Below are 26,166 nucleotides of genomic sequence, written 5' to 3' on the forward strand. Positions count from 1 at the left end.
CCTTGGCACTTGCACCGGGCCGGGGTAAGAGGGGCGGGATCGACCCGCTCGCCGCACCATCGGCGCAAGACATGAGGCAGTGACGTGAGCCAGACCGACAGTTTCATCGAAGAAGTGACCGAAGAGGTCCGCCGCGACCGGCTTTTCCTGCTGCTCAAGCGGTACGGCTGGATCGGCGTGCTGCTGGTGCTGCTGATCGTCGGCGGCGCGGCATGGCGGGAATATTCCCGCGCACAAGAGCAAGCCGAGGCCGAGGCGCTTGGCGATTCGATGCTGGCCGCGCTCGAGACCGAAGAACCCGAGGCCCGGATTGCCGCCCTTGGCGAGGTCGCGCCCGGCTCTGCCGGTGGCACGGCGCTTCTGGCCCTGCTGACCGCTGCCGAACAGGCGAGTGCCGAGCGGGAGGCCGCCGCCGCTGAAACCCTTGCCGCGATTGCCGCCAATGGCGAGGTGCCGCAGATCTATCGGGACATCGCGGCCTTTCGCATGCTGCTGCTGCAATCCGACAGCCGCGAGGCCAGCGAACGTCGCACTTCTTTCGAGGCGCTGGCCCGGGCCGGCAGCCCGCTGCGGCTGCTGGCGGAAGAGCAGATCGCGCTGATCGAGGTGGAAACCGGTGACACCGAAGCCGCAATCGCGCGGTTTCAGTCCATCCTCGCCGATGCCGAGGTGACGGCGGGCTTGCGCCAGCGGGTCTCTCAGGTGATTGTCGCCTTGGGCGGAGAGCTTGACGCCGCCTGAAGCGTGTGAGGTCAATGGTTTGGCCGACGAAAGGCCGACCGGTAAAAGAATGACGGGGACGGGTTTGGTGAAAACGGCAAGGAACAGGACGGTGTTGGGCGTGGCTGCGCTTTGCTTGGTGGCGGCCTGTACGCAGAACGAGGTGATCCTGCCCGGCGAGCGCGAGCCGATCCGCGCCGAAGAGGCTTCACTTGCCCCCGAGACGGCGCCGGCGGACGCGCTGGCGCTGCCGGCGGTACAACGCAATGCATCCTGGCTTCAGGGCCATGGCACACCCGCCACCCGCACCGATCATCCGGCCTTCGGCTCCGCGCCGCGCACGCTCTGGACCGCGCCGATCGGCAAGGGCGACACCCGCAAGCTGCGCATCACCGCCGATCCGGTGATCGCCGACGGCCGCATCTTCACCCTCGACAGCGAAGCGCTGGTCAGCGCCACGTCGACGGCCGGCAAAACCCTCTGGACGCGCAATCTCGCACCGGCACGCGATGGCGCCGGGCAGGGCTCGGGGGGCGGGCTGGCGATTGGCGGCGGGCGGCTTTATGTCACCTCCGGTTACGGCACGGTCACCGCGCTCGATCCGGCCAGCGGCGCCGAGATCTGGAGCCAGAAGTTGCAGGCCAGCGGCACCGCCGCGCCAAGCTACGACGGCGAGATCGTCTATCTGGTGGCCGGCGACCGCACCGCCTGGGCGCTCGAGGCCGACACCGGCCGCATCCGCTGGCAGATCGACGGGCTGGAAGACGTCAACAACGTGCACGGCGGCCCGGCGCCGGCGGTGACCGATCAGTTCGTGATCTTCGGCTATGGCTCGGGCGACGTGCAGGGCGCCTTCAAGAAGGGCGGTCTGCGGATGTGGAACGCCACGCTGGCGGGCAACCGCAACGGTTTTGCCATCAACCGGGTCAGCGACATCACCGGCGATCCGGTGGTGGTGGGCGATACGGTCTATGTCTCGAACCACAGCGGCCGGCTGGTGGCGCTCAACGCAGTCTCCGGCTCGCGCAAGTGGACGGTGCGCGACGCGGCGCTGCAACCGGTCTGGGTGTCCGGTGGCGCGGTGTTCTTCATCTCCGACCGAAATGCGCTCAAGCGGGTCAATGTTTCGGACGGAGCCGAGGTCTGGTCTGTCGAACTGCCCGGCTATACCACCCAGCGGCCGCGCAAACGCGACGAAATCCATGGCAACTACGGGCCGATCCTGGCCGGCGGGCGGCTTTACGTGGCCGGCGGCGACGGGCGTCTCCGGGCCTTTGATCCTGACAGCGGCGCGCTGCTCGGGACCGCCGAAATCCCCGGCGGCGCGACCACCAATCCGGTGGTGGCGGGCGGTGTCATGTATATCGTGACGAAAAACGGCCAGTTGCAGGCCTTGGGCGGCTGATGTATCGGGGCGTCTGATACGTTCCGGAGCCGTGTAGACAAATGTCCTTTACCCTCGCCATCGTGGGCCGCCCCAATGTGGGCAAATCCACGCTGTTCAACCGCCTTGTGGGCAAGCGCCTGGCGCTTGTCGACGACCAGCCGGGCGTGACCCGCGATCTGCGCGAAGGCGAGGCGCGGCTGGCCGACCTGCGGTTTACCGTGATCGACACCGCCGGGCTCGAGGATGCCACCGACGACAGCCTTCAGGGCCGGATGCGGCGGCTGACCGAGCGTGCCGTCGACATGGCCGATGTCTGCCTGTTTATGATCGACGCCCGGACCGGGCTGACACCGGTGGACGAGATGTTCGCCGAGATCCTGCGCAAGCGCGCCAAGCACATACTTGTCGCCGCCAACAAGGGCGAGGGTGCCGCCGCCGATGCCGGAGTGATCGAGGCCTGGAACCTCGGGCTGGGCGAGCCGATCCGGCTGTCTGCCGAACATGGCGAAGGGCTCAATGATCTCTACACCGCGCTGCTGCCGATCACGGAAGAGCTGGCGCTGACACAGGTCGAGGATGCGCCAGACACCGATGTGGCGGTGGATGTCGACGCCGAGGCGGCGCCGGACCATGCGCCGACCAAAAGCAAACCCTTGCAGATCGCGGTGGTCGGCCGGCCGAATGCGGGCAAATCGACGCTGATCAACCAGATTCTCGGCGAAGATCGCCTGCTGACCGGCCCCGAAGCCGGGATCACCCGCGACGCCATTTCGCTTCAGATCGACTGGAACGGCACGCCCTGCCGGATTTTCGACACCGCCGGCATGCGCAAGAAGGCGCGGGTGCAGGAAAAGCTCGAGAAACTCTCGGTCTCGGACGGGCTGCGCGCGGTCAAATTCGCCGAGGTGGTGGTGGTTCTGCTCGACGCCGCCATCCCGTTCGAACAGCAGGACCTGCGGATTGCCGATCTGGCCGAACGCGAGGGCCGGGCCGTTGTGGTCGCGGTCAACAAGTGGGATGTGGAGCCGGAGAAGCAGCAGAAGCTGCGCGATCTCAAGGAGGCCTTCACCCGGCTGCTGCCGCAGCTCAAGGGCGCGCCTCTGATCACGGTTTCGGCCAAGACCGGCAAGGGGCTCGACCGGCTGCACGCCGCGATTGCCCGGGCGCATGACATCTGGAACCGCCGCGTCACCACCGCCCAGCTCAACCGCTGGCTCGAAGGCATGGTCGCCGCGCATCCGCCGCCGGCACCTCAGGGCCGCCGGATCAAGCTGAAATATATGACTCAGGCCAAGACTCGGCCGCCGGGCTTCGTGGTGATGTGCTCGCACCCCGACAAGATGCCGGAAAGCTACACCCGCTATCTGGTCAACGGGTTGCGCGAGACATTCGACATGCCCGGCACGCCGATCCGGCTGACGCTGCGCGGGCAGGGCGACAAGAATCCCTACAAGGGCCGCAAGAAACCCGGCCCCTCGAAGCTGCGCAAGCACCTTGGCAAGGGCCGGGCCGACGACCGGTAGCGGCTTTCGACACCTCGATTTTGACGGCTGAAACCCGCCGGAACCGCGCCTCGGTTCCGGCGGTCTCTTTTTGCGCGGGGACCGGCCGATTTGGGTGGCGGAGGCTTGCCGCCGGCCCGGTGTATCGCAACCCAAAGGCGATTTTTCGCGCAGATTTTCGGCCGAAACTTGCCACCGTATGGCAAGGCTTTGCCAGTCGAGAGTTTTCCGATTTTCTTGGGTAAACAGAGGGTTGTGGGTCAAAGTGAAGGTAGCCAGATTGACCGGGACAGCGCAGATCGCTGTCTGTTAGTGAAACCACAGGAGTACCATTATGACCACCAAATCCCTCACTCTCGCAGCCTTTGTCCTCGCCGCAGCAAGCCCTGCGCTGGCCCAGGTGACGGTCGAAGACACCGACGCGGATGGCAGCTTCTCGATGCAGGAGTTGCAGGCCGCCTATCCCGAGATGACGGTCGAGGTGTTCGCCCAGATCGACGTCGATCAGAGCGGTGATGTCAGCGAAGATGAGTTGTCGGTGGCGCTCGAGGCCGGGCTGCTCACGGAATGACCCGGACACCGGTTTCGGGTGGGGGCCTGTGCCGGCCGTCGATGACGGCGGGCGCAGGTCGGGCCCTCGGGTCCTGACCGAAACCGGGGGGCGGCGCCTTCGTCATGAAGGGCGTCGCCCCATGTTACCCCGTCGGCTGCGCCCGGCGCAGCACCGCCAGACCGGCAAGGGCGAGAGCCCCGATGATGACCACCACCAGAACCGCGACCGGCCCATCCTGCCAATTGGCCACCAGCACGCCGATCAACGCCCAGATCACCGCGATCGGAAAGCCCGGCGCATCCGGCCGGTGCAGGATCACGCCTCCGGCCAGCACCACCGCCAGAGGGAGCGTCAGCAGCGCCGCCAGCAGCGCATCGGTGACGCCGTAGCCCGCCAGCAGCAGCGCCAGAGAGACGCAGGAGGCCGCTGTCAGCCACCCGGCATAGAGCCCCACCGGCCAATGCCCGAACGCGCCGTCCCGGACTGGCGCACGCAGCAGCGCCAGCACCGCGCCGCCCCACATCACCCAGATCAGCAGGGTTGCCCAGAGCGGGCTGACCTGCGCCACCGCGAGCCAGGGCGCGCCGACCACCAGCGAGACGATGAGCGGCAGGCGCATCGGTGCCCAATCCGGTGCATCGTGGCGCCTGAGAAGCTGAAACCCGGCGCCGAGGATGAGCCAGACATAGATCGGCCCCCAGATCGCAAAGGCGTAGCCCGCCGGCTGGGCCGGCGGATTTTCCTGCGGAACGGGGAATTGGCCGGCGTCAAAACCGTTGAAGCCGGGCGCGGCGAACGGACCAAGCGCAAAGGCGATGGCGGCGGCAAACAGCAAGATGGCAAGGGCACGTGTCATGCCCTAACCATTTAAGTCAGGCTTTTGATCAGACCAGTGCGCCGTCGGCAGAAAGTGTCGTCTTGCCACGAAGGTAGGGGTGCAGCACCTCCGGTAACGTCACCGAGCCGTCGGCCTGCTGGCCATTCTCGAGCACCGCGATCAGCGTCCGGCCCACCGCAAGCCCCGAGCCGTTGAGCGTGTGCAGGAACTCGGGCTTGCCGCCGTCCGCCGGCTTCATCCGGGCGTTCATCCGCCGCGCCTGGAAATCGCCGCAGACCGAGACAGAGCTGATCTCGCGATAGCTGTCCTGACCGGGCAGCCAGACCTCGATGTCATGGGTCCGCCGCGCGCCAAAGCCCATGTCGCCGGTGCAGAGCACCACGGTGCGATAGGGCAGGCCCAGCCGCTCGAGAATGCCCTGGGCGCAGCCGGTCATCCGGTCGAGCTCGTCGCGGCTCTTCTCGGGGTGGGTGACCGAAACCATTTCGACCTTTTCGAACTGATGCTGGCGCAGCATTCCGGCGGTGTCACGCCCGGCGCTGCCCGCCTCGGAGCGGAAGCACTGCGAATGCGCCACATAGCGGCGGGGCAGGTAGCTTTCGGCCACCGTCATGCCGTTGACGATATTGGTCAGGGTCACTTCCGAGGTCGGCACCAGCCACCAGCCATTGGTGGTCTGATAGCTGTCTTCGCCGAACTTGGGCAGCTGGCCGGTGCCATACATCATCTCTTCCTTGACCAGCACCGGTGTCCAGGTTTCGGTCAGGCCGTTTTCCTCGACATGGGTGTCGACCATGAACTGCGCCAGCGCCCGGTGGATGCGGGCGACCGCCCCCGAAAGCACCACGAAGCGGCTGCCTGACAGTTTGGCGGCGGTCTCGAAATCCATGCCGTCGGCGACGCCCGCGAGGTCGTAATGCTCCTTCGGGGTGAAATCGAAGCTGCGCGGCGTGCCCCAGCGGCGGATTTCGACGTTGTCGTCCTCGTCGGCGCCCTCGGGCACATCGTCATACGGCAGGTTGGGGATCGACATCAGCGCGTCGGTGAGCTGCTGGTCCAGCTCCTTGGCGCGGGCCTGCATGTCGGAGACCTCGGCCTTCTTTTCGCCGACCAGCGCGCGCAGCCGTTCGAATTCGGCCTCGTCGCCCTTGGCCTTGGCGGCGCCCACCTGCTTGGCGGCGGCCTTCTGATCGGCCTGCGCGGTCTCTGCCGCATGGATGGCGGCGCGGCGCGCCTCGTCGATCTCGAGCAGGGACGACGAGGCGTTTTCCACTCCACGGCGGGCCATGGCGGCATCAAAAGCAGCCGGATTTTCGCGGATGGCGCGGATGTCGTGCATCTCTTCGTCCTCTGTTTGGTGTGAGTCGCGCCGAGGTTATGCAACACCTGAGCGCAAAGCGGTAGGGGCCGCCTCAGTCCAGCAGCGGCGCGCCCGAGACCACGGCCAGCGCGATCACCACATAGGCGATCCGGCGATAGGCCGTTTCATAGGCCGGGTCGAACAATCGCTGGCCGATCAGCGCGGTCGCCACGTAGGGCACCCCCAGCGCCACGGCCACGGCGATCATCGCCGGGTTCGACAGGCCGGCGAGGATCAGGTTGGCAAAAACCACCACGTCGAGCAGCGCCAGATAGAGGATGGTATTGGCCCGCACCACCCGCGCGGCCTTGAGCCCGGCGAGGTAAAAGAGGATCACCACCGGACCGGTGAGCCCGGTCATGCCGCCGATCAGCCCGGCCGCCAGCCCGATCATCCCCAGCCCGACGCGCCCCAGCGTGCCGCGAAAGCGCCAGCCGGTCATCAAGGCCAACAGCGTGCCGCCCGAGATCGCGGTGACCACCCAGCGGATCGAGGTCTCGGGCAGCGCCTGCATCGCCTGTACGCCCAGCGGCACCGTCAGCACGGCACAGAGCGCCATCAGTCCGACCTCGGCCTTGTCGGCATCCTTCCAGGCGCGCGGCAGCAGTGCCACGGTCGAGCCGACGCCGGTGAGGGTGATGAGCAGGATGACATCGGCCGGCGGCAGGAATTGCCCGGCCACCGGCACGAAGATCAGCGCTGTTCCGAAGCCGGTAAAGCCGCGGACGACGCCCGCGGCCGCGATGGTAAAGACCATCCAGCCCAGCCCCGGCACGGCAAGCACCGGAGCGAGCCAGTCAGGCATCCACGTTGCCGAACTGGTTGCCGGTGGTGTCCTGCGATTTGCTCCAGTCGCGCTTGACGCCCAGCATCAGCAGCACGGTCGAGGCGACGAAGATCGAGGAATAGGTGCCGACCACGACGCCCCAGATCATCGCAAAGACAAAGCCCCGGATCACGTCGCCGCCCAGCACGAAGAGCGCGATCAGCGCAAGCAGCGTGGTCAGCGAGGTCATGAAGGTCCGGCTCAGGGTCTCGTTGATCGAGAGGTTCAGCACCTCCCGCAGCGGACGTTTCTTGAACTTCATCAGGTTCTCGCGCACCCGGTCAAAGACCACCACGGTATCGTTCAGCGAATAGCCGACGATAGTGAGCAGGGCGGCGATGATGGCGAGGTCGAACTTGATCTGAAGCTCGGAAAACACCCCGATCGTCAGGATCACGTCATGCACCAGCGCCGCCACCGCGCCAAGCGCGAACTGCCACTCGAAGCGCAGCCAGATGTAGACCAGCACCGCCGCGATGGCGAGCACCACGGCAATCGCCGCCGTCTGGATCAGCTCGCCCGAGACCTTGGGCCCGACCGATTCCACCGAGACGAAGCGGATGTCGGATGCCACGGACTGAAGCGCGGCTTCGACCTGGGCCACGACCTCGGCGGTCACGCTTTCCTGGCCTTCCTGCGCCTGGATGCGGACCATGGCGACATTCTGATCGGCATCGAAGGTCGGATCGAAGACCTCCGAGATCACCACATCCCCCAGCTCGAGCGGCGTCAGCGCATCGCGATAGGCGCCGACATCCACCGGCTGGGCGCTTTCGGTGCGGATCGTCGTGCCGCCACGAAAATCGATGCCATAGTTCAGCCCGCGCAGGCCGAAGGAGACAAAGGCCAGCACGATCAGCACGACAGAGATGCCAAGCCAGAGCTTGGGACGGGAAAAGAAATCCCAGTTGGTCTCTTGCGGAACTAGTTTCAGACGCATGGGCCTATACCTCGATGGTTTTGGGGCGGCGGCGTTCGAACCACATCACGATGATCAGCCGCGTCACGAAGATCGCGGTGAAGACCGAGGTGAGAATACCCAGACCCAGCGTGATGGAAAAGCCCCGCACCGGGCCGGAGCCCACGGCAAACAGGATCACGGCGGTGATGAAGGTGGTGATATTGGCGTCGACAATCGCCGAGAGTGCCTTTTCATAGCCCAGCTCGATCGCCCGGGCCGGGCCACGCGCGGTCTTGAGCTCTTCGCGGATGCGTTCGAAGATCAGCACGTTGGCGTCCACCGCCATGCCCACCGTCAGCACGATGCCGGCAATGCCCGGCAGGGTCAGCGTGGCTCCGATCAGGCTGAGCAGGCCAAAGATCAGCGCGATGTTCAGGATCAGCGCGACATTGGCGAAAATGCCGAAGAGACCATAGCTCAGCGCCATGAAGACCAGGACGGCGGCAAAGGCCACGATTGTGGCGATCTTGCCGGCCTCGATGCTGTCGGCCCCCAGTTCCGGCCCGATGGTCCGTTCCTCGAGGAAGTCGAGCCCGGCAGGCAGGGCGCCGGCGCGCAACAGCACGGCGAGGTTGGTCGATTCCTCGACGGTGAAATTGCCGGTGATGATGCCCGAGCCGCCGGGAATGTGGCTCTGGATCACCGGGGCGCTGATCACCTCGTCATCGAGCACGATGGCAAAGGGATTGCCGATGTTCTCGGCGGTGTAATCGCCGAACTTGCGCGCGCCCGACGGGTTGAAGCGGAAGTTGACGGCCGGGCGGCCGTTCTGATCGAAGGACGGCTGGGCATCGGTCAGCTCTTCGCCGGTGACCACCGGGTTTTCCTCGAGCACATAAAACACGCCGCTTTCATCCAGCGACGGCAGAACTTCCTCGCCGATGCCGGCGTCGGTGCTGCCATCGGTGGTGCGGCTGATGACCGGCTGAAAGGTCAGCTGAGCGGTGGTGCCGATGATGTCCTTGAGCTCCTGCGCCGAGCCGAGGCCCGGCACCTGGATCAGGATGCGGTCGCTGCCCTGGCGCTGGATGGTGGGTTCGCGGGTGCCGACCTCGTCGATCCGGCGGCGGATGATTTCCAGCGATTGCTGCACCGTGCGCTCGTCGGTGGCGAGCTTTTCGGCGTCCGAGAGGCTCACGATCAGCACGTCGTCCTGGCCGCGCACCGTCAAATCCTGTTCGCCGGCCGCGGTCAGCGAGACCACGGGCTGCGCCAGTGCCCGCACGGCGGCCATGGCCGCCTGCATACCAGCGGGGTTGCCGATCTTGACGTGCAGCTCGTCGGCCGGCGCGTTCTGACGGCGGATGGTGCCGACCTCGCTGCGCAGCGGCCGCAGGGTGTCGCGCACCTCGGGCCAGAGCGCGGTGATCCGGGCCTCGTAGACCTCGTCGACGCGCACTTCGGCCAGCAGATGGGCGCCACCGCGCAGGTCGAGCCCGAGGTTGACCAGCGAGGCCGGCAGGAACGACGGCCAGCCTGCGGCCTGGTCGGTCAGTTCGGCGGTTGCGCCCTGAAGCTCGATGGCGGCGCGGGCGTCATTGACGCCTTCCACCCGGCTGTAAAACGCATTCGGCAGGGCCATGAAAAGCCCCGCCGCACAGAGCGCCCAGATGAGCACCCGTTTCCAAAGATCGATTTGAAGCATTCGCCGCTCCCCTTTCAGAGGTCAGGAATTGGCAGGCTCGGTCTTGTTGAGCACCTGGGCGATGGTGTTCTGAACCACGCGCACCTTGACGCCATCGGCGATTTCGACCTCGATTTCGTTGCCGTCATCCTTGACCTTGGTCACCTTGCCGATCAGCCCGCCCTGGGTGACCACCTGGTCGCCGCGGCGCAGGGCGCTGACCATGTTCTGATGCTGCTTCATCTTTTTCTGCTGCGGGCGGATGAGCAGGAAATACATGATCGCAAAGATCAGGATCAGCGGGATGAATTGCGCGATCGCATTGCCTTCCATGGAGGCGTCCTTTCAAGATGAGGGGCGACAGGGAGAGCCCCCGCCGAATTTTGCCGGAACCTATGCGCGGCAGGGGCGGTTTGCAAGCGAAGCGGCGGGAGAAAGTCGCGGATTTGCCGCCGGTCCGGGGCTCCGCTCAGCCAGGCCGCGTGACGATGACCGGCGCGCCGCGGCTGGCCACGACCGTGTGCTCGTATTGCACGGTTGCGGCACGGGGCTGGCTGAACAGCGTCCAGCCATCGTGACCCTCGGTGGCCATATGCCCGCCCCGCGACAGGAACGGCTCCACCGTCAGCACCTGGCCGTGATGCATGCGGCGCCGGTCGCGGTTCGGCCAGGTGGCGATTTCCTCGGGATATTCGTGCAGAGCCCGCCCGACCCCGTGCCTGGCGAGATTGCGGATCAGCGTATAGCCCTTGGCGGCGGCAAACCGGCCAATCGCCGCGCCGATGCCTGAGAGGGGCTTGTCAAGGCCGACCTGCGCGATGCCCCGTTGCATGGCGCGCCGCCACCCTATCAGCGCGGCGCGGCGTTGTCCCGCAAACCTGCCGCGTCCCCCTGCCGCTCGGGCCCTGCGGAATTTTCCGCGGATCTTTTCTTTGCCTGCCGATACCGCTATCTCTTGCCCATGCGACTGAACGAGATCTCCTACACCGACGCCGAACCCGTCGATGGCTATGGCCCCGGCTTCTTCCGCATCGGCGGCAAGGTCCATCGGGGCCATGTGATCACTGCCGCCTCCGGCACCCGCCTCTGGCAGGGGTTCGACGATGCCGCGCCGCTGCTGGCCCTGGCCGGGCAGACCGACGTGCTCTTCATCGGCACCGGCGCCGCAATCGCGCATCTGCCGGCCGACTTGCGCCAGCAACTCGAAGCGGCCGGCATGGGCGTCGAGAGCATGGCCTCGCCCGCCGCCTGCCGCACCTACAACGTTTTGCTGTCTGAAGGCCGGCGTGTGGCCTTGGCCGCCTTGCTGGTGGCAGCGGCAGAGTGACGCCGGCGCGCCTCTGCGCTTGCTGGCGGCCGATCTTTTCGGCAAGTCTCGCGCCATGATCTTGCAGGCCGATACGCTGACCGTCACCCGTGGCGGCATTCCCGTGCTCGAAGAGGTGAGCTTTGACCTGCCGCCCGAGCGCGCGCTGGTGTTGCGCGGCCCCAATGGCATCGGCAAGACGACGCTGCTGCGGACCGTCGCCGGGCTGCAACCGCCGCTCAAGGGCACGCTGACTGGCGCCGAGGACCGCGTGGCCTATGCCGCCCATGCCGACGGGCTGAAATCGACCCTGACGGTGGCCGAGAACCTGACCTTCTGGGCGCGGGTCTTTGGCCGGGACGAGATCGCACCGGCGCTCTCTGCCTATGAGCTCGACGCCTTGCAGACCCGCGCAGCGGGGCAGCTTTCGGCCGGACAGAAGCGGCGGCTGGGGCTGGCCCGTCTGATGGTGACCGGCCGTCCGGTCTGGGTGCTCGACGAGCCCACGGTGTCGCTCGACCGCGACGCCGTGGGCCTTTTTGCCGCGGCGGTGCGGGCGCATCTGGCCGCCGGTGGCGCGGCGCTGATCGCCACCCATATCGATCTGGGGCTCGACGGCGATGCGCTGGATGTCAGCCAGTTTCGCGCCCGGCCGCAGACACATGACGATTTCGACGAGGTCTTTTTGTGATCCCACTCCTGAAACGCGACCTGGCGCTGGCGGTGCGGGCGGGGGGCGGCTTTGGCCTGGGCCTGGCCTTTTTCCTGATCGTGGTCACTCTGGTGCCCTTCGCGGTCGGGCCGCAATCGGAGCTTCTGGGCCGGATCGCGCCGGGCATCCTCTGGCTCGGCGCGCTTCTGGCCTGCCTGTTGTCACTCGATCGCATTCTCGCGCTCGACTGGGAGGATGGCTCGCTCGACCTGCTGGCCACGGCGCCGCTGCCGATGGAGGGCATCGTCTCGGTCAAGGCCCTGGCGCACTGGCTGACCACGGGTCTGCCGCTGGTGATCGCCGCGCCGGTCTTTGGCGTGTTGCTGAACCTGGCAGCGCCCGGGTTTTTCTGGCTCACCCTGTCGCTGCTTCTGGGCACGCCGGCGCTGTCGGTGATCGGCACCTTCGGCGCGGCGCTAACCGTGGGGCTGAAGCGCGGCGGGCTGCTGCTGTCGCTCCTGGTGCTGCCGCTCTATGTGCCGACACTGATCTTTGGCGCCGAGGTGGCGCGGCGGGGGGCCGAGGGCATGGGCGTCGAGACCCCCTTGATGATGCTGGCGGGGATCTCGCTGGCGGTGATTGCACTCTTGCCCTTTGCCTCGGCGGCGGTGCTGCGGGTGAACTTGCGGTGAGATGCCTTGGGGTGAACTCCCGCGCTTGGGCAGGGGCGGCAATCGGCGCTCGTCGGGGCGGGGGGCTACGAAATTGTCACTGGCGCCCACACACATTCACGAATAGGTATGCGTCATGACCTCGATCTGGGAATATGCGAACCCGAAAAAATTCATCGACACCAGCGACCGGGTGATCCCGGCGCTCTGGGTGCTGTCGCTGGGCACGCTGGCCATCGGGCTGATCTGGGGGTTCTTCTTCACCCCGGATGACTACCGCCAGGGCTCGACCGTCAAGATTTTCTACCTGCATGTGCCGGCGGCGCTGATGGCGATCAATGCCTGGTTCATGATGCTGGTGGCCTCGCTGATCTGGATCATCCGCAGGCATCACGTCAGCGCTCTGGCGGCCCGGGCGGCGGCGCCGGTGGGTATGGTGATGACGCTGATTGCGCTGCTGACCGGGGCGATCTGGGGCCAGCCGATGTGGGGCACCTGGTGGGCCTGGGATCCGCGGCTGACCTCGTTCCTGATCCTGTTCCTGTTCTACCTCGGCTATATCGCGCTCTGGGCGGCAATCGAGAACGATGACACCGCCGCCGATCTGACCTCGGTGCTCTGCCTCGTGGGGTCGGTCTTTGCGGTGCTGTCGCGCTATGCGGTGAATTTCTGGAACCAGGGACTGCACCAGGGCGCGTCGATGTCGCTGGATGCCGAGGAAAACGTCGCCGATGTCTTCTGGTGGCCGGCGCTGGTGGCGATGGCAGGCTTTGTGCTGCTGTTCCTGTTGCTGGTGCTGATCCGCACCCAGACGGAAATCCGCGCGCGCCGGATGCGCGCTCTGCTGGCACGGGAGCGGATGCAATGATCCCTGAACTTGGCAAATATGCGGGCGCCGTGCTCTCGGCTTACGGGGTCAGCTTTGTGCTGCTGGCGCTGATCGTGGGGGCCAGTGTCTGGCGGGCACGGAACATCCGCGCCCAGCTCAAGGATATCGAGGACCGGTTGAAAGCTCAGCGCTCGCAATAGGCGCCGGGCTGATTGACCGGGCAGGAGGCGCGCTGGCTGTCATCGCCCTGCGCCCCGATCACGGCGAGCATCAAAAGGATTGCCGCCTGTACTGCTACCAAAACCATTCTCATCTTGTGACTTCCATGTTTTGCCTCTTGCGCCCAATTCTACGTGGGCTGAGGGCAGATAAACGGGGAAAGCCCGACCTGTCGCCTCACGAATGCGCGATGGGCGGGCGGGTGCGCAAATTTCCGGCAGGACTTGCGGAAAACCGTCAAATGCCGCCGCCGCGCGCATTTCGTGTGACGGCCGGAGGGCACTTCCCGACGGGCGGCCCTCCTGCCTGGCGGCCCGCTGGGCCGGCCGCGCAACGGGGCAGCGAAGAGGGGGCGATCATCCGGCCAGGCTGTTGGGCCGCGCTGGCGCCCGGCTGCCAAGCAGCGCCTTGATCGCCCCGGGCACCAGTCGCCCGGCGCTGATCCGCGGCAGGGGCATCTCGTGGATCACCCGTTCGGCGCCATATAGGTCCAGGTATTCCTGGTAATTGTCGAAGCCGCACCGGTCGAGGTAGTCGATGAAGGTTTCGGCCGCGGCCCCTTCGGCGAGGATGACATCGTGGTTCTCGGTCTCGACGTGGTAATAGGTGACGCTGTCGTCCAGCTCGGCCAGCGGCACCCAGTTGATCGTGGTGCCGTTGACCAGCGCCGCGGCATTGATCACCAGCCCCTCGAACACCAGGCCATGCTCGCCGGTGACCGTCAGATCGCGGTGCGGCAGGCCGTCGCCCAGGGCACCGGCCTGGATGCGCACGGGCTGGATGCGGGTGCCGTTGAGAAACTTGCGGAGCGTCTGGCGCCCGAGCCATTTGACCGCGACGGTCTTGCCGTCCGCCGTGAGAACCGCGTCGCCGATGCTCAGATTTTCCACCGGTCGCGCGCCGGACGGTGTAGCGATCAGCGTGCCGGCGGCAAAGCAATAGGTGTAGGGTGCCGAGTTCGGGGTGACCGGATCTGACTCTCGCGTGCCGTCGTTCGACAGGACGAAACGCACGCCGGAATCGAAATCCTCGACAATCGGTTCGTTGTTCTGGGTCAGGGCGATGTAGGTGAACGGCCCGGTAAAGCCCGAGGACGACCAGTCGATCTCGTCCCCCGGAGAGGTGCTGCCATCGATGCCGCCGGTGTCCGACGCAAGCTCGACCAGGGTGGTGGATATGCTCTGGGCCGGTCCATGGGTGGCACCCGGGGCCATGCCCTGGACTTCGTAAAAGAAGGCAAAGGTTTCTTGAGCCATGTTAATATCCCTCGGAGACTATGGAATCTGTCGCAATTGCTGCCCGTAAAGCCGTTGACCGGAAAAAAATATTCCGGCCGGCACAGGCGATAAAGACCATCAGGCTAGCGCGGCTTCGGTCATCAGACAAGGTCTGGTTTCGGCGGCCTCCGGTTCCGCCTTGCGGCGGAGCGATGGCGCGCGGATACTTGCCGCAAGTTGCCGCGTCGCGGTGTCGGCGGCGCGGAAGGCCCGATGGAGCGCGTGTTGGACGTTTTGATTTTTGGCGACGGGCCGGCCGCGCGGCTGGCGGCGATCGCGCTTTCGGGGCTTGGCCTGCGGGTGGTGCGGGCCTTGCCGCGTCCGGGCCTCGGGCCACCGCCCACCGCGCGGCATTCGCATATCCTGGCGACGACGATGGGACCGGCCGCAGCGGTGCTGGACCGGTCCCTGGCGCAGGAGATCGCGGCGCGGACGGAGCCGCAGTGCCGCTGGCGCAGCTTTTCCGGCCCGGATTGCGCGGAGTATACCGCGCCGCGCCTGTCCCGCGCGGCGGTCGATGCGGCCCTGGACATCTGTATCGGCCGGCGCCCGTTCGAGACCTGGCGGGACGTGCAGATCACCGGCCGCGAAGGCGCGCGGCTCTGCGCCGGCAGCCGGCAGGGGCAGGGGTGCTTCGATCTGGTGATCGACGCCACCGGGGCGCATCGGGCAACGCTGCCGATGCTGGCCCGGCTGGGCCTGAAGATCGGATACGAGGACACCGGCAGGGTAAAGCTCTACCAGACGCTGGAGCTGGCGCTGCTCGAAGCGCGGCCGGGCGTGCAATGGTCCGGTCCGGCACTCGATGGCCCCTGCGGCGCGCTCTATGGCGAAATTCGCGGCCATCGCCTGCGGATCACGGCGTCGCGCGGGCGCGGTGGGGCACGGCCGATCACCGCGGTGAGCGACATCGCGCAGGTTTTTCCGGAACGGATCGCCGCGCTGGTGCCGTCGGGGGCGCGGCTGGTGCGCCGCACCTCGACCATCGCGCCGCAGTACCGCCGCCTGCGCCTGCCAGAGCGCGATATGGTGAACTGGATCGCCTTGGGCGATGCCCGCGCGCAATGGCCGCCGCGGCTGGGCACCGGGCTGAACGCGATCTTCCGGCAGTGCCGCGTGCTGCACAGGACGCTGGCAGAGGGCGGCGGCCCGGTCGAGGTGCGGCGCGCGCTCGACGGGGTGATCGACGAGATCTGGGCCGGGCGCGCCACGGATCTGGCCTTGCGCCAATAGGCGCGGCGGCCCGGGACAGGCGGCGAAGAAACAGAAACGGGCGCCGATTGGCGCCCGTTCCGATTGCGTCTGAAAGCCTGTCTCAGGCCGATTTTGCCAGGTTGCGCAGCACGTAATGCAGCACGCCGCCGTTTTCGATGTACTCGATCTCGACCGCGGTATCGATGCGGCACTTCAGGGTGATCTCCTTGCTGCTGCCATCGGCGAACGTGATGGTGCAGGGCACCATCTTGCCCGGCGTCACATCGTCGAGCCCGTGGATCGCGACCTCTTCATCACCGGTCAGACCCAGCGTCTTGCGGGTATCGCCATCGGTGAACTCGAAGGGGATGACGCCCATGCCGACGAGGTTGGAGCGGTGGATACGCTCGAAGCTCTCGGCGATCACGGCCTTCACCCCCAGCAGCGCGGTGCCCTTTGCAGCCCAGTCGCGCGACGACCCGGCGCCATATTGCTCGCCACCGAAGATCACCAGCGGTGTGCCCGCCTCCTGATGCGCCATTGCCGCGTCAAAGATCGAGGTCTGTTCGCCGTCGGGGCCCTTGGTATAGCCGCCTTCGACGCCGTCCAGCATCTCGTTCTTGATGCGGATGTTGGCGAATGTGCCGCGCATCATGACTTCGTGGTTGCCTCGACGCGAGCCGTAGGAGTTGAACTCACGCACCGGCACCTGACGTTCGATCAGGTACTGACCGGCGGGGGTGGTGTCCTTGAACGACCCGGCCGGCGAGATGTGGTCGGTGGTGATCATGTCGCCGAGCAGCGCCAGAACCTTGGCGCCTTCGATGTTCTCGATCTGCTTGGTGTCCATGGTGATGCCCTGGAAGTAAGGCGGGTTCTGGACATAGGTCGAGGCGGCGGGCCAGTCGTAGGTCTTGGCGTCGGTGGTTTCCACGCCCTGCCATTTCTCGTCGCCCTTGAAGACATCGGCGTATTTCGACTGGAAGGCCTCGCGGGTCACGGTCTGTTCCACCAGATCGGAAACTTCCTTGGCCGAGGGCCAGATGTCCTTGAGATAGACGTCGTTGCCGTCCTTGTCCTGGCCGAACGGATCGGAGGTGATGTCGATATTCATGTCACCCACCAGCGCATAGGCCACCACCAGCGGCGGCGAAGCCAGGTAGTTGGCGCGGACGTCCGGCGAAATCCGACCTTCGAAGTTACGGTTGCCCGAGAGCACCGAGGTCGCCACCAGGTCGTAATCGTTGACCGCCTTGGAAATCGGCGCTTCCAGCGGGCCGGAGTTGCCGATGCAGGTGGTGCAGCCATAGCCCACGAGGTTGAAGCCGATGGCGTCGAGGTCGTCTTGCAGGCCGGCGGCTTCGAGGTAGTGCGACACCACCTGCGAGCCCGGTGCCAGCGAGGTCTTGACCCAGGGCTTGCGGGTCAGGCCCAGCTCGCGCGCCTTGCGGGCGACGAGACCGGCGCCGATCATCACATAGGGGTTCGAGGTGTTGGTGCAGGAGGTGATCGAGGCGATCACGATCGAGCCGTCATGCAGCTGATAGGCGCCGTCGTCGGTCTTGTACCAGCCTTTGTTGTGATGGCCTTCGTCGCCGGGGATGTCCTGCGGCTCGGGCGCGCCGCCTTCGCCTTCCCAGCGCACTTCGGACGTCGGGGTGGTGTCTTTTGCGTCGCGCAGGCCCTTGATGTATTTGGCAAATTCGGTCGAAGCGGAATCGAGCGCAATGTAGTCCTGCGGCCGTTTCGGGCCCGAGATCGCCGGCACGATGGTGCCCATGTCAAGCTCGAGCGTGTCGGTGTAGACCGGGTCGTAACTCTCGTCGCGCCACATGCCGTTTTCCTTGGCATAGGCTTCGACAAGCGCCACGCGGGCCTCGTCGCGGCCGGTGTTGGTCAGGTAGCGCAGGGTCTCGTTGTCGATCGGGAAGAAGCCGCAGGTGGCGCCATATTCCGGCGCCATGTTGGCGATGGTCGCCCGGTCGGCCAGCGGCAGCTTGTCGAGGCCGTCGCCGTAGAATTCGACGAACTTGCCGACAACACCCTTGGCGCGCAGCATTTCCACAACCTTCAGAACGAGGTCGGTGCCGGTGGTGCCTTCGACCATGGCGCCGGTCAGCTTGAAGCCCACGACCTCGGGGATCAGCATCGAGATCGGCTGGCCCAGCATCGCGGCCTCGGCCTCGATCCCGCCCACGCCCCAGCCCAGGACGGCGGCGCCGTTGACCATGGTGGTGTGGCTGTCGGTGCCCACCAGCGTGTCGGGATAGGCCACTTCCTCGCCGTTCTGGTCAACATCGGTCCAGATGGTCTGCGACAGGTATTCCAGGTTCACCTGGTGGCAGATGCCGGTGCCCGGCGGCACGACGCGGAAGTTGTTGAACGCCGACTGGCCCCATTTCAGGAAGGTATAGCGCTCCATGTTGCGCTCATACTCTCGGTCGACGTTCATCTGGAAGGCGCGCGGGTTGCCGAATTCGTCGATCATCACCGAGTGGTCGATGACCAGATCGACCGGGTTCAGCGGGTTGATCTTTTCCGGGTCGCCGCCCAGGGCCACGATGCCGTCACGCATGGCGGCGAGGTCGACCACGGCGGGAACGCCGGTGAAATCCTGCATCAGCACGCGGGCCGGGCGATAGGCCAGCTCGCGGGTGCCCTTGCCGCCGTCCTTGGCCCAGTCGCCAAAGGCCTTGATGTCGTCGGTGGTGACGGTCTTGCCGTCCTCGAAGCGGAGCATGTTCTCCAGCACCACTTTCAGCGCGGCGGGCAGCTTGGAGAAATCACCAAGCCCGGCCTCCTGCGCGGCGGGGATGGAATAAAAGGACAGGCTCTTGCCGCCCGCCGAGATCGACTTGCGGGTCTTCGAGCTGTCATGACCGACTGTAATGGGCATGGAATGGCTCCCTTCCGATGATGCCAAGGGGTTTCGCTGTGTGTGCAATAGACCTGTCGGGGGTGTGCAATCAAGGGGGGTGCGGCACTTTGTATGCGATTGTATGCAACTATTTCGACACGGGGCGCGGCCCTGACCATCGCGGAGATATCGCAAAACCTTGATTGGTTATTTCAACTGCCTGCCTTTAGGTAGACATATGCGACGAAACGGGGAAATTGAATGCGGTTGAACTTGATCCTTGGCGCTGCGGCCTTTGGGGTGGCAGGGGTTCTGAGCACGGGACAGGCGCGGGCGCAGTCCGAGGCCGAACCGGGAACGCCGGTGGTGGTCGAGCTATTCACGTCGCAGGGATGTTCCGCCTGTCCGCCCGCGGATGAACTGCTGCATAAACTCGCGGCGCGCGACGATGTCATCGCGCTGGCGCTGCATGTGGATTACTGGGATTACATCGGCTGGAAAGACCGCTTTGCCCTGCCCGGGCACACTCGGCGCCAGAAGGGCTATGCCAAGGCGGCGGGGCGGCGGATGATTTATACGCCGCAGATGATCATCAACGGCGTCGATCACGTGGTCGGCAATCATCCGATGGATGTGAGCGATCTGATCGCGTTGCACGAGGCGCGGTCGCGGCCTGTGGCGCTCGAGCTCGAGACGGCGGGGGGCAAGACCATTCTGACCCTGCGCGCCACCGGTGAGGTGAGCGGCGAGATCCAGGTGATGCTGGTGGATTACGATCCTGAGGCGACGGTCGAGATCACCCGGGGCGAGAATGCCGGGCGCACGATCAGCTATGCCAATATCGTCGAGAGCTGGCAGGAACTGGGTGTCTGGGACGGCAGCGCCGAATTCCGCACCGAGCTTCCCGAGGTGAGCTCTGCCGCGATCCTGGTGCAAAAGGCGGGTTACGGCCCGATGCTGGCGGCCCGCAACCTGCCGTGATCACGCCGGTTTGGCGTGGGTCTCGCGATACCAGACGTAAATTCCCGACACTACGATGATCGAGGCGCCCAGGATGGTGGCCCTGTCCGGATATTCGCCAAAGATCAGCGCGCCCCAGAGGGTGGCAAATAGCAGACCGCAATAGGTGAAAGGCGCCAGGGTTCCGGCCTCGGCGATCTGAAGCGCGCGGATCAGCAGAAGCTGGCCGGCGGCGGCAATCCCGCCGATCACCGCGATCAGCCCGAAGGACGTGGCGTCGCTGGGCATTTCGCCGACAACCGGCAGCAGACCCGTCATCACCACGCCGCCGAAGGCCGCGGTATACAGCAGCGAGGTCCAGGCATCCTCGTCGCGGCCGACAAACCGGGTGAGCAGGGCATAGGCCGAGAAGAACAGCGCCGCGCCCAGCGGAAAGATCGCGGCCGGGCTGAAGACATCGGTGCCGGGGCGGATGATGATCAGCGCGCCGATCAACGCGGCGCCGATGCCCAGGGCGCGGCGCAGCCCGATCTTTTCGCCCAGAAACAGCGCGCCGCCCAGGGTAATCAGCACCGGGTTCAGATCCATGATCGCGGTGTTTTCGGCCAGGCCGATACGGGCCAGGCCGTTGAAAAAGCAGAATGTGGCGGCAAAGAGGCAGATCGAGCGCAAAAGCTGGAGCAGGGGATACCGGGTGCGCAGCGTCGCGCCCAGCCGGGGCAGGACCAGAAGAAAGACGATCATCGTCTGCCCGGCATAACGCGCCCAGAGCGTGGTCGGCACGCCGACCCGGGTGGTCAGCTCCTTGGCGCAGGCATCCAGGATGGAAAACAGCAGCATGGTGCCGATCATCAAGAGGATGCCGCGCGCGGCGTCCGTGCGGGGACGGGGGATCTGTGCGAAAGCCATGCGTCAGGCTTACGGCGCTTTTCCCGGGGTGTCCATCGGCGCCGACGCCGTTTGGTATCAGGCCTCTTCCTCGTCGGTGATCAGGGTGATGGTGCCGGCATCGGCCTGCCGCCGGATCACGGCCACCACCGCATTCATCGCCGCCTCCGCCGCCTTGGGTTTCTGATCGCCCACCTCGTTCATTTCGTCGCGCAGGCTTTCGGCCATGCGTTTCGACATGTTGCCGAGCAGGAATTCGACGATCTTCTCGAGCCCGCCGGCGCTGGCGGCGGCCAGCGCGGCGGCCAGGGTCTCGGCATCGACCTCACGCATGATGGCGGGGACATCGCCGGGCCGGACCCGGTCGCCGATGTTCTCGAAGGTAAAGATCGCCTTGCGCACCTGCCCGGCGAAAGTCTCGTCCTGTTCCTCGAGCCCGCTGAGCAGGGCGTCGCGGGTGGCGGCGGGCGAGGAGTTGAGGATGGCGCCGACCCGGGCCACCGGCGCCGCCTTGAAGGCGCACACCGGATCACGGTCGAGCTGGCTGGCCAGCGAAAGCCCGATCCGGTCCACCGCCTCGGGCGTCACATTGGCGGTGCGCGAGACCGCATAGGTGATCCGCCGCGCCTCTGGCCCCGGCATCTGCGACAGGATGTCCGCCGCCATTGCGGTGTCGAGCTTCGACAGCAGGATCGCCGCGACCTCGGTGCTTTCGCTGGTGATGAAGTCGAGCAGGCGCGGCGCGGGCAGGGCGCGGATGCGCATCCAGGGATCGCCGGTCTGGCGCACCCCGGCCTCTTTGCGCAGGCGGGCGGCGGTCTGAGGCGAGATCTTGCCGTCGAGCGCCGACAGCGCCCCGGCGATGCCGCCGGCGAAATGCAGGCCGATCGATTCCAGCTCGTCGGCGAATTCGCTGACCACATCGGCCAGGGTCGCCCGGTCGACATAGCGCATGGCGCCCATCTGCTGGGTCAGATCTTCCTGCAAGCCTTCGGGCAGTTCGGACAGCGGCACCTCGGTGCCCTCGTTGACCAGCAGTCGCACAATGATCGCGGCCTTCTGCTTGCGCGACAGGCTGGTGGCGCGCGAGCGACCGGCATTGGCCCCGACCGGGGCGCCGCGGACCGATGGCAGATTGTTCGTGGTGGCGAGTTCGCTCATCCCTGGGTCTCCGGCAGAATCTGGGGTTCAGATAGCCGGAGAAGGGTGAAGAAATGCTGAAGCCGCACCGATGGCGGCGCGGCTTGCTGTCAGCTTGTCGTCCGTTCGACGCAGGCGCCGGCTGCCTGATCCCAGACGGTGCCTTCGGCGCAGGACATCGCCTGATGGCCACCAAAGCAACTGGCATAGCCGATCACCGGAAGCGCGGTCAGAAACACGGCACAGATTACGGATTTGAACATCGAAACTCTCCCTGGGTGCGGGCGGAGCGGGCTCCGCCGTTCCCCAAGGGTAACATGGACTGGGATTCGCTCAAAATCCCCGGGCGCATCAGCCTTCGCCGAAGACCCGCTTGAAGATCGTGTCGACATGTTTGGTGTGATATCCCATGTCGAATTTCTCCTTGATGCCGTCCTCGCCCAGCGCCTCGACGACCGCATCGTCGGCCAGAAGCTGTTCCTGGAAATCGACGCGCTCTTCCCAGACCTTGAGCGCATTGCGCTGCACCATGGCATAGGCATCCTCGCGCGAGACGCCGGCCTGGGTCAGCGCCAGAAGCACCCGCTGGCTCATCACCAGGCCGGGGAACTTGTTCATGTTGTCGAGCATGTTGTCGGGGAAGATCAGCATTTTCTCGACCACGCCGGCCAGCCGGTGCAGGGCAAAGTCAAGCGTGATCGTGGCATCCGGGCCGATGGCGCGTTCGACCGAGGAATGCGAGATGTCGCGTTCGTGCCAGAGCGCCACGTTTTCCATTGCCGGGATCACCGCCATGCGCACCAGACGCGCCAGGCCGGTCAGGTTCTCGGTCAGCACCGGGTTCTTCTTGTGCGGCATCGCCGAAGAGCCCTTCTGGCCCATCGAGAAGAATTCCGCGCCCTCCAGCACCTCGGTGCGCTGCATGTGGCGGATTTCCACCGCAATGTTTTCGATCGACGAGGCGATGACGCCGAGCACGGCAAAGAACATGGCGTGGCGGTCGCGCGGGATCACCTGCGTGCTGATTGGCTCGGGGGAGAGGCCCAGCTGCGCGCAGACATGTTCCTCGACCGCCGGGTCGATATTGGCGAAAGTGCCGACGGCGCCCGAGATCGCGCCGGTGGCGATCTCTTCACGCGCTGCCACCAGGCGGGCGCGGTTGCGGTCCATCTCGGCATAGAAGCGTGCGAAGGTCAGCCCCATGGTGGTGGGCTCGGCATGGATGCCGTGGCTGCGGCCGACGCGCACGGTGTCCTTGTGCTCCAGCGCGCGGGTCTTGAGCGCGGCCAGAAGCCGGTCCATGCCTTTGAGCAGCAGGTCGGAGGCGCGCACAAGCTGCACGTTCAGCGTGGTGTCGAGCACATCCGACGAGGTCATGCCCTGATGCACGAACCGCGCCTCTTCGCTGCCCACGTGTTCGGCCAGATGGGTGAGAAAGGCGATGACGTCATGTTTGGTGACCGCCTCGATCTCGTCGATCCGGGCGACGTCGAATTCCACGTCCTTGGCCTTCCACACCGCATCGGCGTTCTCCTGCGGGATCACGCCGAGCTTGGCCTGCGCGTCGCAGGCATGGGCCTCGATCTCGAACCAGATGCGGAACTTGGTGGCGGGCTCCCAGATCGCGGTCATCTCGGGGCGGGAATAGCGGGGGATCATCTGGTCGTCCTCTCGGGCTGGTCACGGGCGTTTGCGCGGCGTCATACGCCCAAGCTGACGGGGGGACAAGAGGACGTGGCATTGCTGCAAGTTTCGGGGAATTTTCCCCAAAGCGGCGACGGCCGGCCCCATTTTCGCCCCATTGTTGCGGAAATGAAGTCAGTGACCGCAAAAAAGGCGAAGAGGATAAGGGCATGTCCGACGCAACGCTCACCGCAGGCCATGAGACCGGGGCCATCGTGGCCCGCGATCAGCAGAGGTATTCCGCCAAACACGAATACAACAAGACCGAGCTGATCGCCCATGCGGCGCGGGCCTCGGGGCGCGGCGCCTTCGGTATCGGCATGGAAGCGGCCAAGTTCCGCAAGGGGCGGCAGAAGATCGAGCTCGACGAATACGTCAAGTTCCGGCTCTACGATGCCGAGGCCCACAGCGAGCAGGAGCGCGGCGAATTCATCTCATGGCTGTTGCAGAACGCCATCATCCACGAAGTCAACGACTTGCACTGGTTTGCGGTGACCGAGGACAAGTGGCTTTCGGCCAAGCTGCTGGAGGCCGACGGGCTGCCGGTGCCGCAGACCCTGGGGGTGATCGACCGGACCGGCCGCGCCTATCACGGCAGCGCGCCACTATCCGGCCCGCAGACATTGCGCGCGGCAATTGGCGGCGGGCTCGATGGTCCGCTGTTCGGCAAGAACATGCGGGGGCTGGGCTCGGTCGGCGTCTTCACCATCCTGTCGGCCGACTGCGAAGGGCTGATGCTGCGCGACCACGGTCCGATGTCCTACGAGCATTTCTTTGCCAGCATCATCGGCGAAAACGCCTTCATCTTGCAGAAATTTGTCAGCAATTGCGGCTTTCTGCGCGAGTATACCGATACCACCGCCACGGTGCGGGTGGTCAACATGGTGGATGGCGACGGCGTCTTCGTGCCGGCGGCGGTGCTCAAGTTGCCGTCGCAGCGCAACCAGGCCGACAATTTCTGGCGCGACGGCAACATGCTCTGCGATATCGACCCGGAGACTGGTGAAATCCGCACGCTGGTGCAATCCGAAGGGCCGGAACTGCGCCATCTCGAAGCCCACCCCGAAACCGGCAAGGCGATCCTCGGCCAGCGCCTGCCGCATTGGGAGGCGCTGCGCAAGGTCAACGAACGGGTGGCGCGCCTGCATGCGCCGCTGCGCTATCAGAGCACCGACATCGCGCTGACCGATGCCGGCCCGGTGGTGATCGAGGTCAACGCCGGCTCGTCCTTCACCCTGCCACAATATGCCAAGGGCAAGGGCTTCATGACGCCGAAGGTGCGCCAGCTGTTCCGCAGCTGGGGCAGCAAGATCGTCTGGGAATAGGGCGCCGGGGTTTCCGGGGGCGACCGATCCGTCAATGGCTCAGTGCCGATCTGTCGACGGATCGGCCGGCGGTCACTCCGCCGCCTCGGTGATCACCACCGAGGTCCGCTCCAGGGTCCGGTGCACCGGGCATTTGTCGGCGATCTCCAGCAGCTTGGCGCGTTGCTCCGCGCTCAGGTCACCCTCCAGCCGGATCAGCCGCTTGAAGTGATCGGCCTTGGTGTCGCTGCGGGACTGCGCGTCCTGTGCATGCACCTTGTCATGACAGACATCGACGCTGACATGGGTCAGCGGCCAGCCCTTGCGGCGGGCATACATGCGGATCGTCATCGAGGTGCAGGCGCCGAGACCGGCCGAGAGAAAGCCGTAAGGCGACATGCCGCGATTGGTGCCGCCATAGGCCTCGGGCTCATCCGCCAGAACGTGGTGGAACGGGCCGTCGTTGACGTCTTGAAGAAAGCCATCGGCATCGGCCTCCGCAACCCGCACGATGCCCTCGGGCGCGCCGGGGGGCGGGGCGGGCGGCTTGAGGTCGAGATAACGCCCGGCCCAGGCGGCGATCACCTCGGCGGCATATTCCGCGTCACAGGGGCGGCTGAGCAGATGGTCGGCATCGTCGAGCGTGACGAAGCTCTTGGGATGTTTCGCGGCCATGAAGATATTGGCGGCATTCTCGATCCCCACCACCTCGTCCCGCGGTGCATGCAGCACCAGAAGCGCCCGGCGCAGACCGGCGATGGAGGGCGCGAGAGACTGTGCCGAGACATCCTCGACGAAATCGCGGCCGATCTCGATGCGGTGGCCGCCCAGCGTGACCTCGGCCGCGCCGGAGGCGGCGATCTCGTCCAGGGCGCCGCCGAAATTCTGGGTGACATGGCCGGGGTCGAATGGCGCGCCCAGCGTCGCCACCGCCTTGACCGACGGCAGCCGCTCGGCCGCGCGCAGCACCGCCGCGCCACCCAGCGAATGGCCGATCAGCAGCGATGGCGTCAGCCCGCGATCGGACAGCGCGGCACAGGCAGCCTCCAGATCCTCGATATTGCTGGAAAATGTGGTCTCGGCAAAGCTGCCCTCAGACTGGCCCAGCCCGGTGAAATCAAACCGCAACACGGCGATGCCCATGGCCGCCAGCCGGCCGGCGATGCGGCGCGCGGCCGGAATGTCCTTGGAGCAGGTGAAGCAATGCGCAAAGAGCGCCGTGGCCAGATGCGGCCCGTCCGGCAGATCGAGCCGCGCAGCCAGAGGCGCGCCGGAGTGACCCGTGAAGGTGAAGCGTTCGGTGGGCATGGCGGTCCTTTCCAGGGGGCGATACCCGGAGACTAGGGGGCCGGCGGGCGCGGCGCCATGATCATGTCAGTGCTGTCACGAGGGTTTGAGAACGCGCCGCGGAGCCG

Annotated in this window: 27 protein-coding genes; 12 read left to right on the forward strand and 15 right to left on the reverse strand. The window is 66.0% G+C overall.

Translation table 11 applies throughout. From position 1 onward, the window contains the following. Positions 1 to 84 precede the first annotated feature (84 nt). The 4 genes from PVW49_RS17995 to PVW49_RS18010 all read left to right on the forward strand — a co-directional run bounded on the left by PVW49_RS17995 (position 85) and on the right by PVW49_RS18010 (position 4,180). A complete protein-coding gene (locus PVW49_RS17995; protein ID WP_274591218.1) occupies positions 85 to 741 on the forward strand; it encodes a tetratricopeptide repeat protein in 657 nt (218 codons plus the stop codon). A gap of 100 nt (positions 742 to 841) precedes the next feature. Continuing rightward, positions 842 to 2,125 (forward strand): PQQ-like beta-propeller repeat protein, encoded by a 1,284-nt coding sequence (locus PVW49_RS18000; protein WP_338020396.1) that lies wholly within the window; start codon positions 842 to 844, stop codon positions 2,123 to 2,125. A 41-nt stretch (positions 2,126 to 2,166) separates the two neighbouring features. Then, positions 2,167 to 3,630 carry a ribosome biogenesis GTPase Der gene (gene der / locus PVW49_RS18005; RefSeq protein WP_274591219.1) on the forward strand — a complete coding sequence of 488 codons (1,464 nt, stop codon included), beginning with the start codon at positions 2,167 to 2,169 and terminating at the stop codon, positions 3,628 to 3,630. 313 nt (positions 3,631 to 3,943) lie between these two features. Further along, positions 3,944 to 4,180, forward strand: coding sequence for a hypothetical protein (locus PVW49_RS18010; protein ID WP_048531031.1), 237 nt, complete (start codon positions 3,944 to 3,946; stop codon positions 4,178 to 4,180). A 124-nt stretch (positions 4,181 to 4,304) separates the two neighbouring features. Here PVW49_RS18010 and PVW49_RS18015 read toward each other — a convergent pair whose 3' ends face one another. From PVW49_RS18015 to PVW49_RS18045, 7 genes are all read right to left on the reverse strand, one after another. Continuing rightward, complete coding sequence (locus PVW49_RS18015) at positions 4,305 to 5,018, reverse strand: hypothetical protein (protein WP_074835075.1); 714 nt, start codon at positions 5,016 to 5,018, stop codon at positions 4,305 to 4,307. 28 nt (positions 5,019 to 5,046) lie between these two features. Further along, on the reverse strand, positions 5,047 to 6,339 hold the full coding sequence (serS, locus tag PVW49_RS18020; protein WP_074835074.1) for a serine--tRNA ligase: 1,293 nt from the start codon (positions 6,337 to 6,339) through the stop codon (positions 5,047 to 5,049). Between the two features lie 73 nt (positions 6,340 to 6,412). After that, on the reverse strand, positions 6,413 to 7,165 hold the full coding sequence (locus PVW49_RS18025; RefSeq protein WP_048531037.1) for a sulfite exporter TauE/SafE family protein: 753 nt from the start codon (positions 7,163 to 7,165) through the stop codon (positions 6,413 to 6,415). Beyond that, positions 7,158 to 8,126, reverse strand: a complete 969-nt coding sequence (gene secF / locus PVW49_RS18030; RefSeq protein WP_074835072.1) for a protein translocase subunit SecF — start codon at positions 8,124 to 8,126, stop codon at positions 7,158 to 7,160. The genes PVW49_RS18025 and secF overlap by 8 nt, the downstream gene beginning before the upstream one ends. Positions 8,127 to 8,130: 4 nt before the next feature. Continuing rightward, entirely contained in the window at positions 8,131 to 9,792 is a 1,662-nt protein-coding gene (secD, locus tag PVW49_RS18035; RefSeq protein ID WP_074835070.1) for a protein translocase subunit SecD, read from the reverse strand. A 21-nt stretch (positions 9,793 to 9,813) separates the two neighbouring features. Next, positions 9,814 to 10,104 carry a preprotein translocase subunit YajC gene (yajC, locus tag PVW49_RS18040; RefSeq protein WP_048531042.1) on the reverse strand — a complete coding sequence of 97 codons (291 nt, stop codon included), beginning with the start codon at positions 10,102 to 10,104 and terminating at the stop codon, positions 9,814 to 9,816. 136 nt (positions 10,105 to 10,240) lie between these two features. Further along, complete coding sequence (locus tag PVW49_RS18045; protein ID WP_338020397.1) at positions 10,241 to 10,828, reverse strand: M24 family metallopeptidase; 588 nt, start codon at positions 10,826 to 10,828, stop codon at positions 10,241 to 10,243. Here PVW49_RS18045 and PVW49_RS18050 point away from each other — a divergent pair. The 5 genes from PVW49_RS18050 to ccmD all read left to right on the forward strand — a co-directional run bounded on the left by PVW49_RS18050 (position 10,733) and on the right by ccmD (position 13,429). Then, positions 10,733 to 11,098 carry an Mth938-like domain-containing protein gene (locus tag PVW49_RS18050; RefSeq protein ID WP_274563003.1) on the forward strand — a complete coding sequence of 122 codons (366 nt, stop codon included), beginning with the start codon at positions 10,733 to 10,735 and terminating at the stop codon, positions 11,096 to 11,098. The two genes, PVW49_RS18045 and PVW49_RS18050, sit on opposite strands and share 96 nt — an antisense overlap. Positions 11,099 to 11,153: 55 nt before the next feature. Continuing rightward, positions 11,154 to 11,768 carry a heme ABC exporter ATP-binding protein CcmA gene (gene ccmA / locus PVW49_RS18055; protein WP_274591221.1) on the forward strand — a complete coding sequence of 205 codons (615 nt, stop codon included), beginning with the start codon at positions 11,154 to 11,156 and terminating at the stop codon, positions 11,766 to 11,768. Further along, positions 11,765 to 12,421, forward strand: a complete 657-nt coding sequence (ccmB, locus tag PVW49_RS18060; protein WP_048531046.1) for a heme exporter protein CcmB — start codon at positions 11,765 to 11,767, stop codon at positions 12,419 to 12,421. The genes ccmA and ccmB overlap by 4 nt, the downstream gene beginning before the upstream one ends. A 115-nt stretch (positions 12,422 to 12,536) precedes the next feature. Continuing rightward, positions 12,537 to 13,268, forward strand: coding sequence for a heme ABC transporter permease (locus PVW49_RS18065; protein ID WP_048531048.1), 732 nt, complete (start codon positions 12,537 to 12,539; stop codon positions 13,266 to 13,268). Then, on the forward strand, positions 13,265 to 13,429 hold the full coding sequence (gene ccmD, locus PVW49_RS18070) for a heme exporter protein CcmD (RefSeq protein WP_074835069.1): 165 nt from the start codon (positions 13,265 to 13,267) through the stop codon (positions 13,427 to 13,429). Before PVW49_RS18065 ends, ccmD begins: the two co-directional genes overlap by 4 nt. Here ccmD and PVW49_RS18075 read toward each other — a convergent pair. Both PVW49_RS18075 and PVW49_RS18080 read right to left on the reverse strand, forming a co-directional pair. Continuing rightward, on the reverse strand, positions 13,414 to 13,536 hold the full coding sequence (locus PVW49_RS18075) for a hypothetical protein (protein WP_274563004.1): 123 nt from the start codon (positions 13,534 to 13,536) through the stop codon (positions 13,414 to 13,416). The genes ccmD and PVW49_RS18075 overlap by 16 nt on opposite strands. Before the next feature lie 268 nt (positions 13,537 to 13,804). Next, positions 13,805 to 14,704, reverse strand: a complete 900-nt coding sequence (locus PVW49_RS18080; RefSeq protein WP_274591222.1) for a Hint domain-containing protein — start codon at positions 14,702 to 14,704, stop codon at positions 13,805 to 13,807. A gap of 246 nt (positions 14,705 to 14,950) precedes the next feature. On the opposite strand from PVW49_RS18080, the gene PVW49_RS18085 reads away from it, so the two are divergent. Next, positions 14,951 to 15,958: a hypothetical protein gene (locus PVW49_RS18085; protein WP_139211199.1), complete on the forward strand. Its 1,008-nt coding sequence runs from the start codon at positions 14,951 to 14,953 to the stop codon at positions 15,956 to 15,958. Between the two features lie 82 nt (positions 15,959 to 16,040). On the opposite strand, the gene acnA is transcribed toward PVW49_RS18085, so the two are convergent. Beyond that, the gene (acnA, locus tag PVW49_RS18090) at positions 16,041 to 18,815 is read right to left on the reverse strand and encodes an aconitate hydratase AcnA (protein ID WP_274591223.1); all 2,775 of its coding nucleotides are present in this window, start codon (positions 18,813 to 18,815) and stop codon (positions 16,041 to 16,043) included. 222 nt (positions 18,816 to 19,037) lie between these two features. On the opposite strand from acnA, the gene PVW49_RS18095 reads away from it, so the two are divergent. Then, the gene (locus tag PVW49_RS18095; protein WP_053083342.1) at positions 19,038 to 19,757 is read left to right on the forward strand and encodes a DUF1223 domain-containing protein; all 720 of its coding nucleotides are present in this window, start codon (positions 19,038 to 19,040) and stop codon (positions 19,755 to 19,757) included. Here PVW49_RS18095 and PVW49_RS18100 read toward each other — a convergent pair whose 3' ends face one another. The 4 genes from PVW49_RS18100 to purB form a co-directional block, all read right to left on the reverse strand. Next, positions 19,758 to 20,645 carry a DMT family transporter gene (locus tag PVW49_RS18100; protein ID WP_211568848.1) on the reverse strand — a complete coding sequence of 296 codons (888 nt, stop codon included), beginning with the start codon at positions 20,643 to 20,645 and terminating at the stop codon, positions 19,758 to 19,760. A 57-nt stretch (positions 20,646 to 20,702) separates the two neighbouring features. After that, positions 20,703 to 21,785: a flagellar motor switch protein FliG gene (locus tag PVW49_RS18105; protein ID WP_274591224.1), complete on the reverse strand. Its 1,083-nt coding sequence runs from the start codon at positions 21,783 to 21,785 to the stop codon at positions 20,703 to 20,705. A gap of 89 nt (positions 21,786 to 21,874) precedes the next feature. Beyond that, entirely contained in the window at positions 21,875 to 22,027 is a 153-nt protein-coding gene (locus PVW49_RS18110) for a hypothetical protein (protein ID WP_158499019.1), read from the reverse strand. 88 nt (positions 22,028 to 22,115) lie between these two features. After that, positions 22,116 to 23,423, reverse strand: a complete 1,308-nt coding sequence (purB, locus tag PVW49_RS18115; protein WP_274591225.1) for an adenylosuccinate lyase — start codon at positions 23,421 to 23,423, stop codon at positions 22,116 to 22,118. A 194-nt stretch (positions 23,424 to 23,617) separates the two neighbouring features. On the opposite strand from purB, the gene PVW49_RS18120 reads away from it, so the two are divergent. Then, positions 23,618 to 24,772, forward strand: a complete 1,155-nt coding sequence (locus PVW49_RS18120; protein ID WP_074835059.1) for a sugar-transfer associated ATP-grasp domain-containing protein — start codon at positions 23,618 to 23,620, stop codon at positions 24,770 to 24,772. Positions 24,773 to 24,844: 72 nt separating this feature from the next. Here the strand turns inward: PVW49_RS18120 and PVW49_RS18125 are convergent, their stop codons facing one another. Further along, a complete protein-coding gene (locus PVW49_RS18125; RefSeq protein ID WP_274563008.1) occupies positions 24,845 to 26,059 on the reverse strand; it encodes a bifunctional alpha/beta hydrolase/OsmC family protein in 1,215 nt (404 codons plus the stop codon). Positions 26,060 to 26,166: the final 107 nt, after the last annotated feature.

This window comes from Marinovum sp. PR37, assembly GCF_028807375.1.
Classification (GTDB): domain Bacteria; phylum Pseudomonadota; class Alphaproteobacteria; order Rhodobacterales; family Rhodobacteraceae; genus Marinovum; species Marinovum algicola.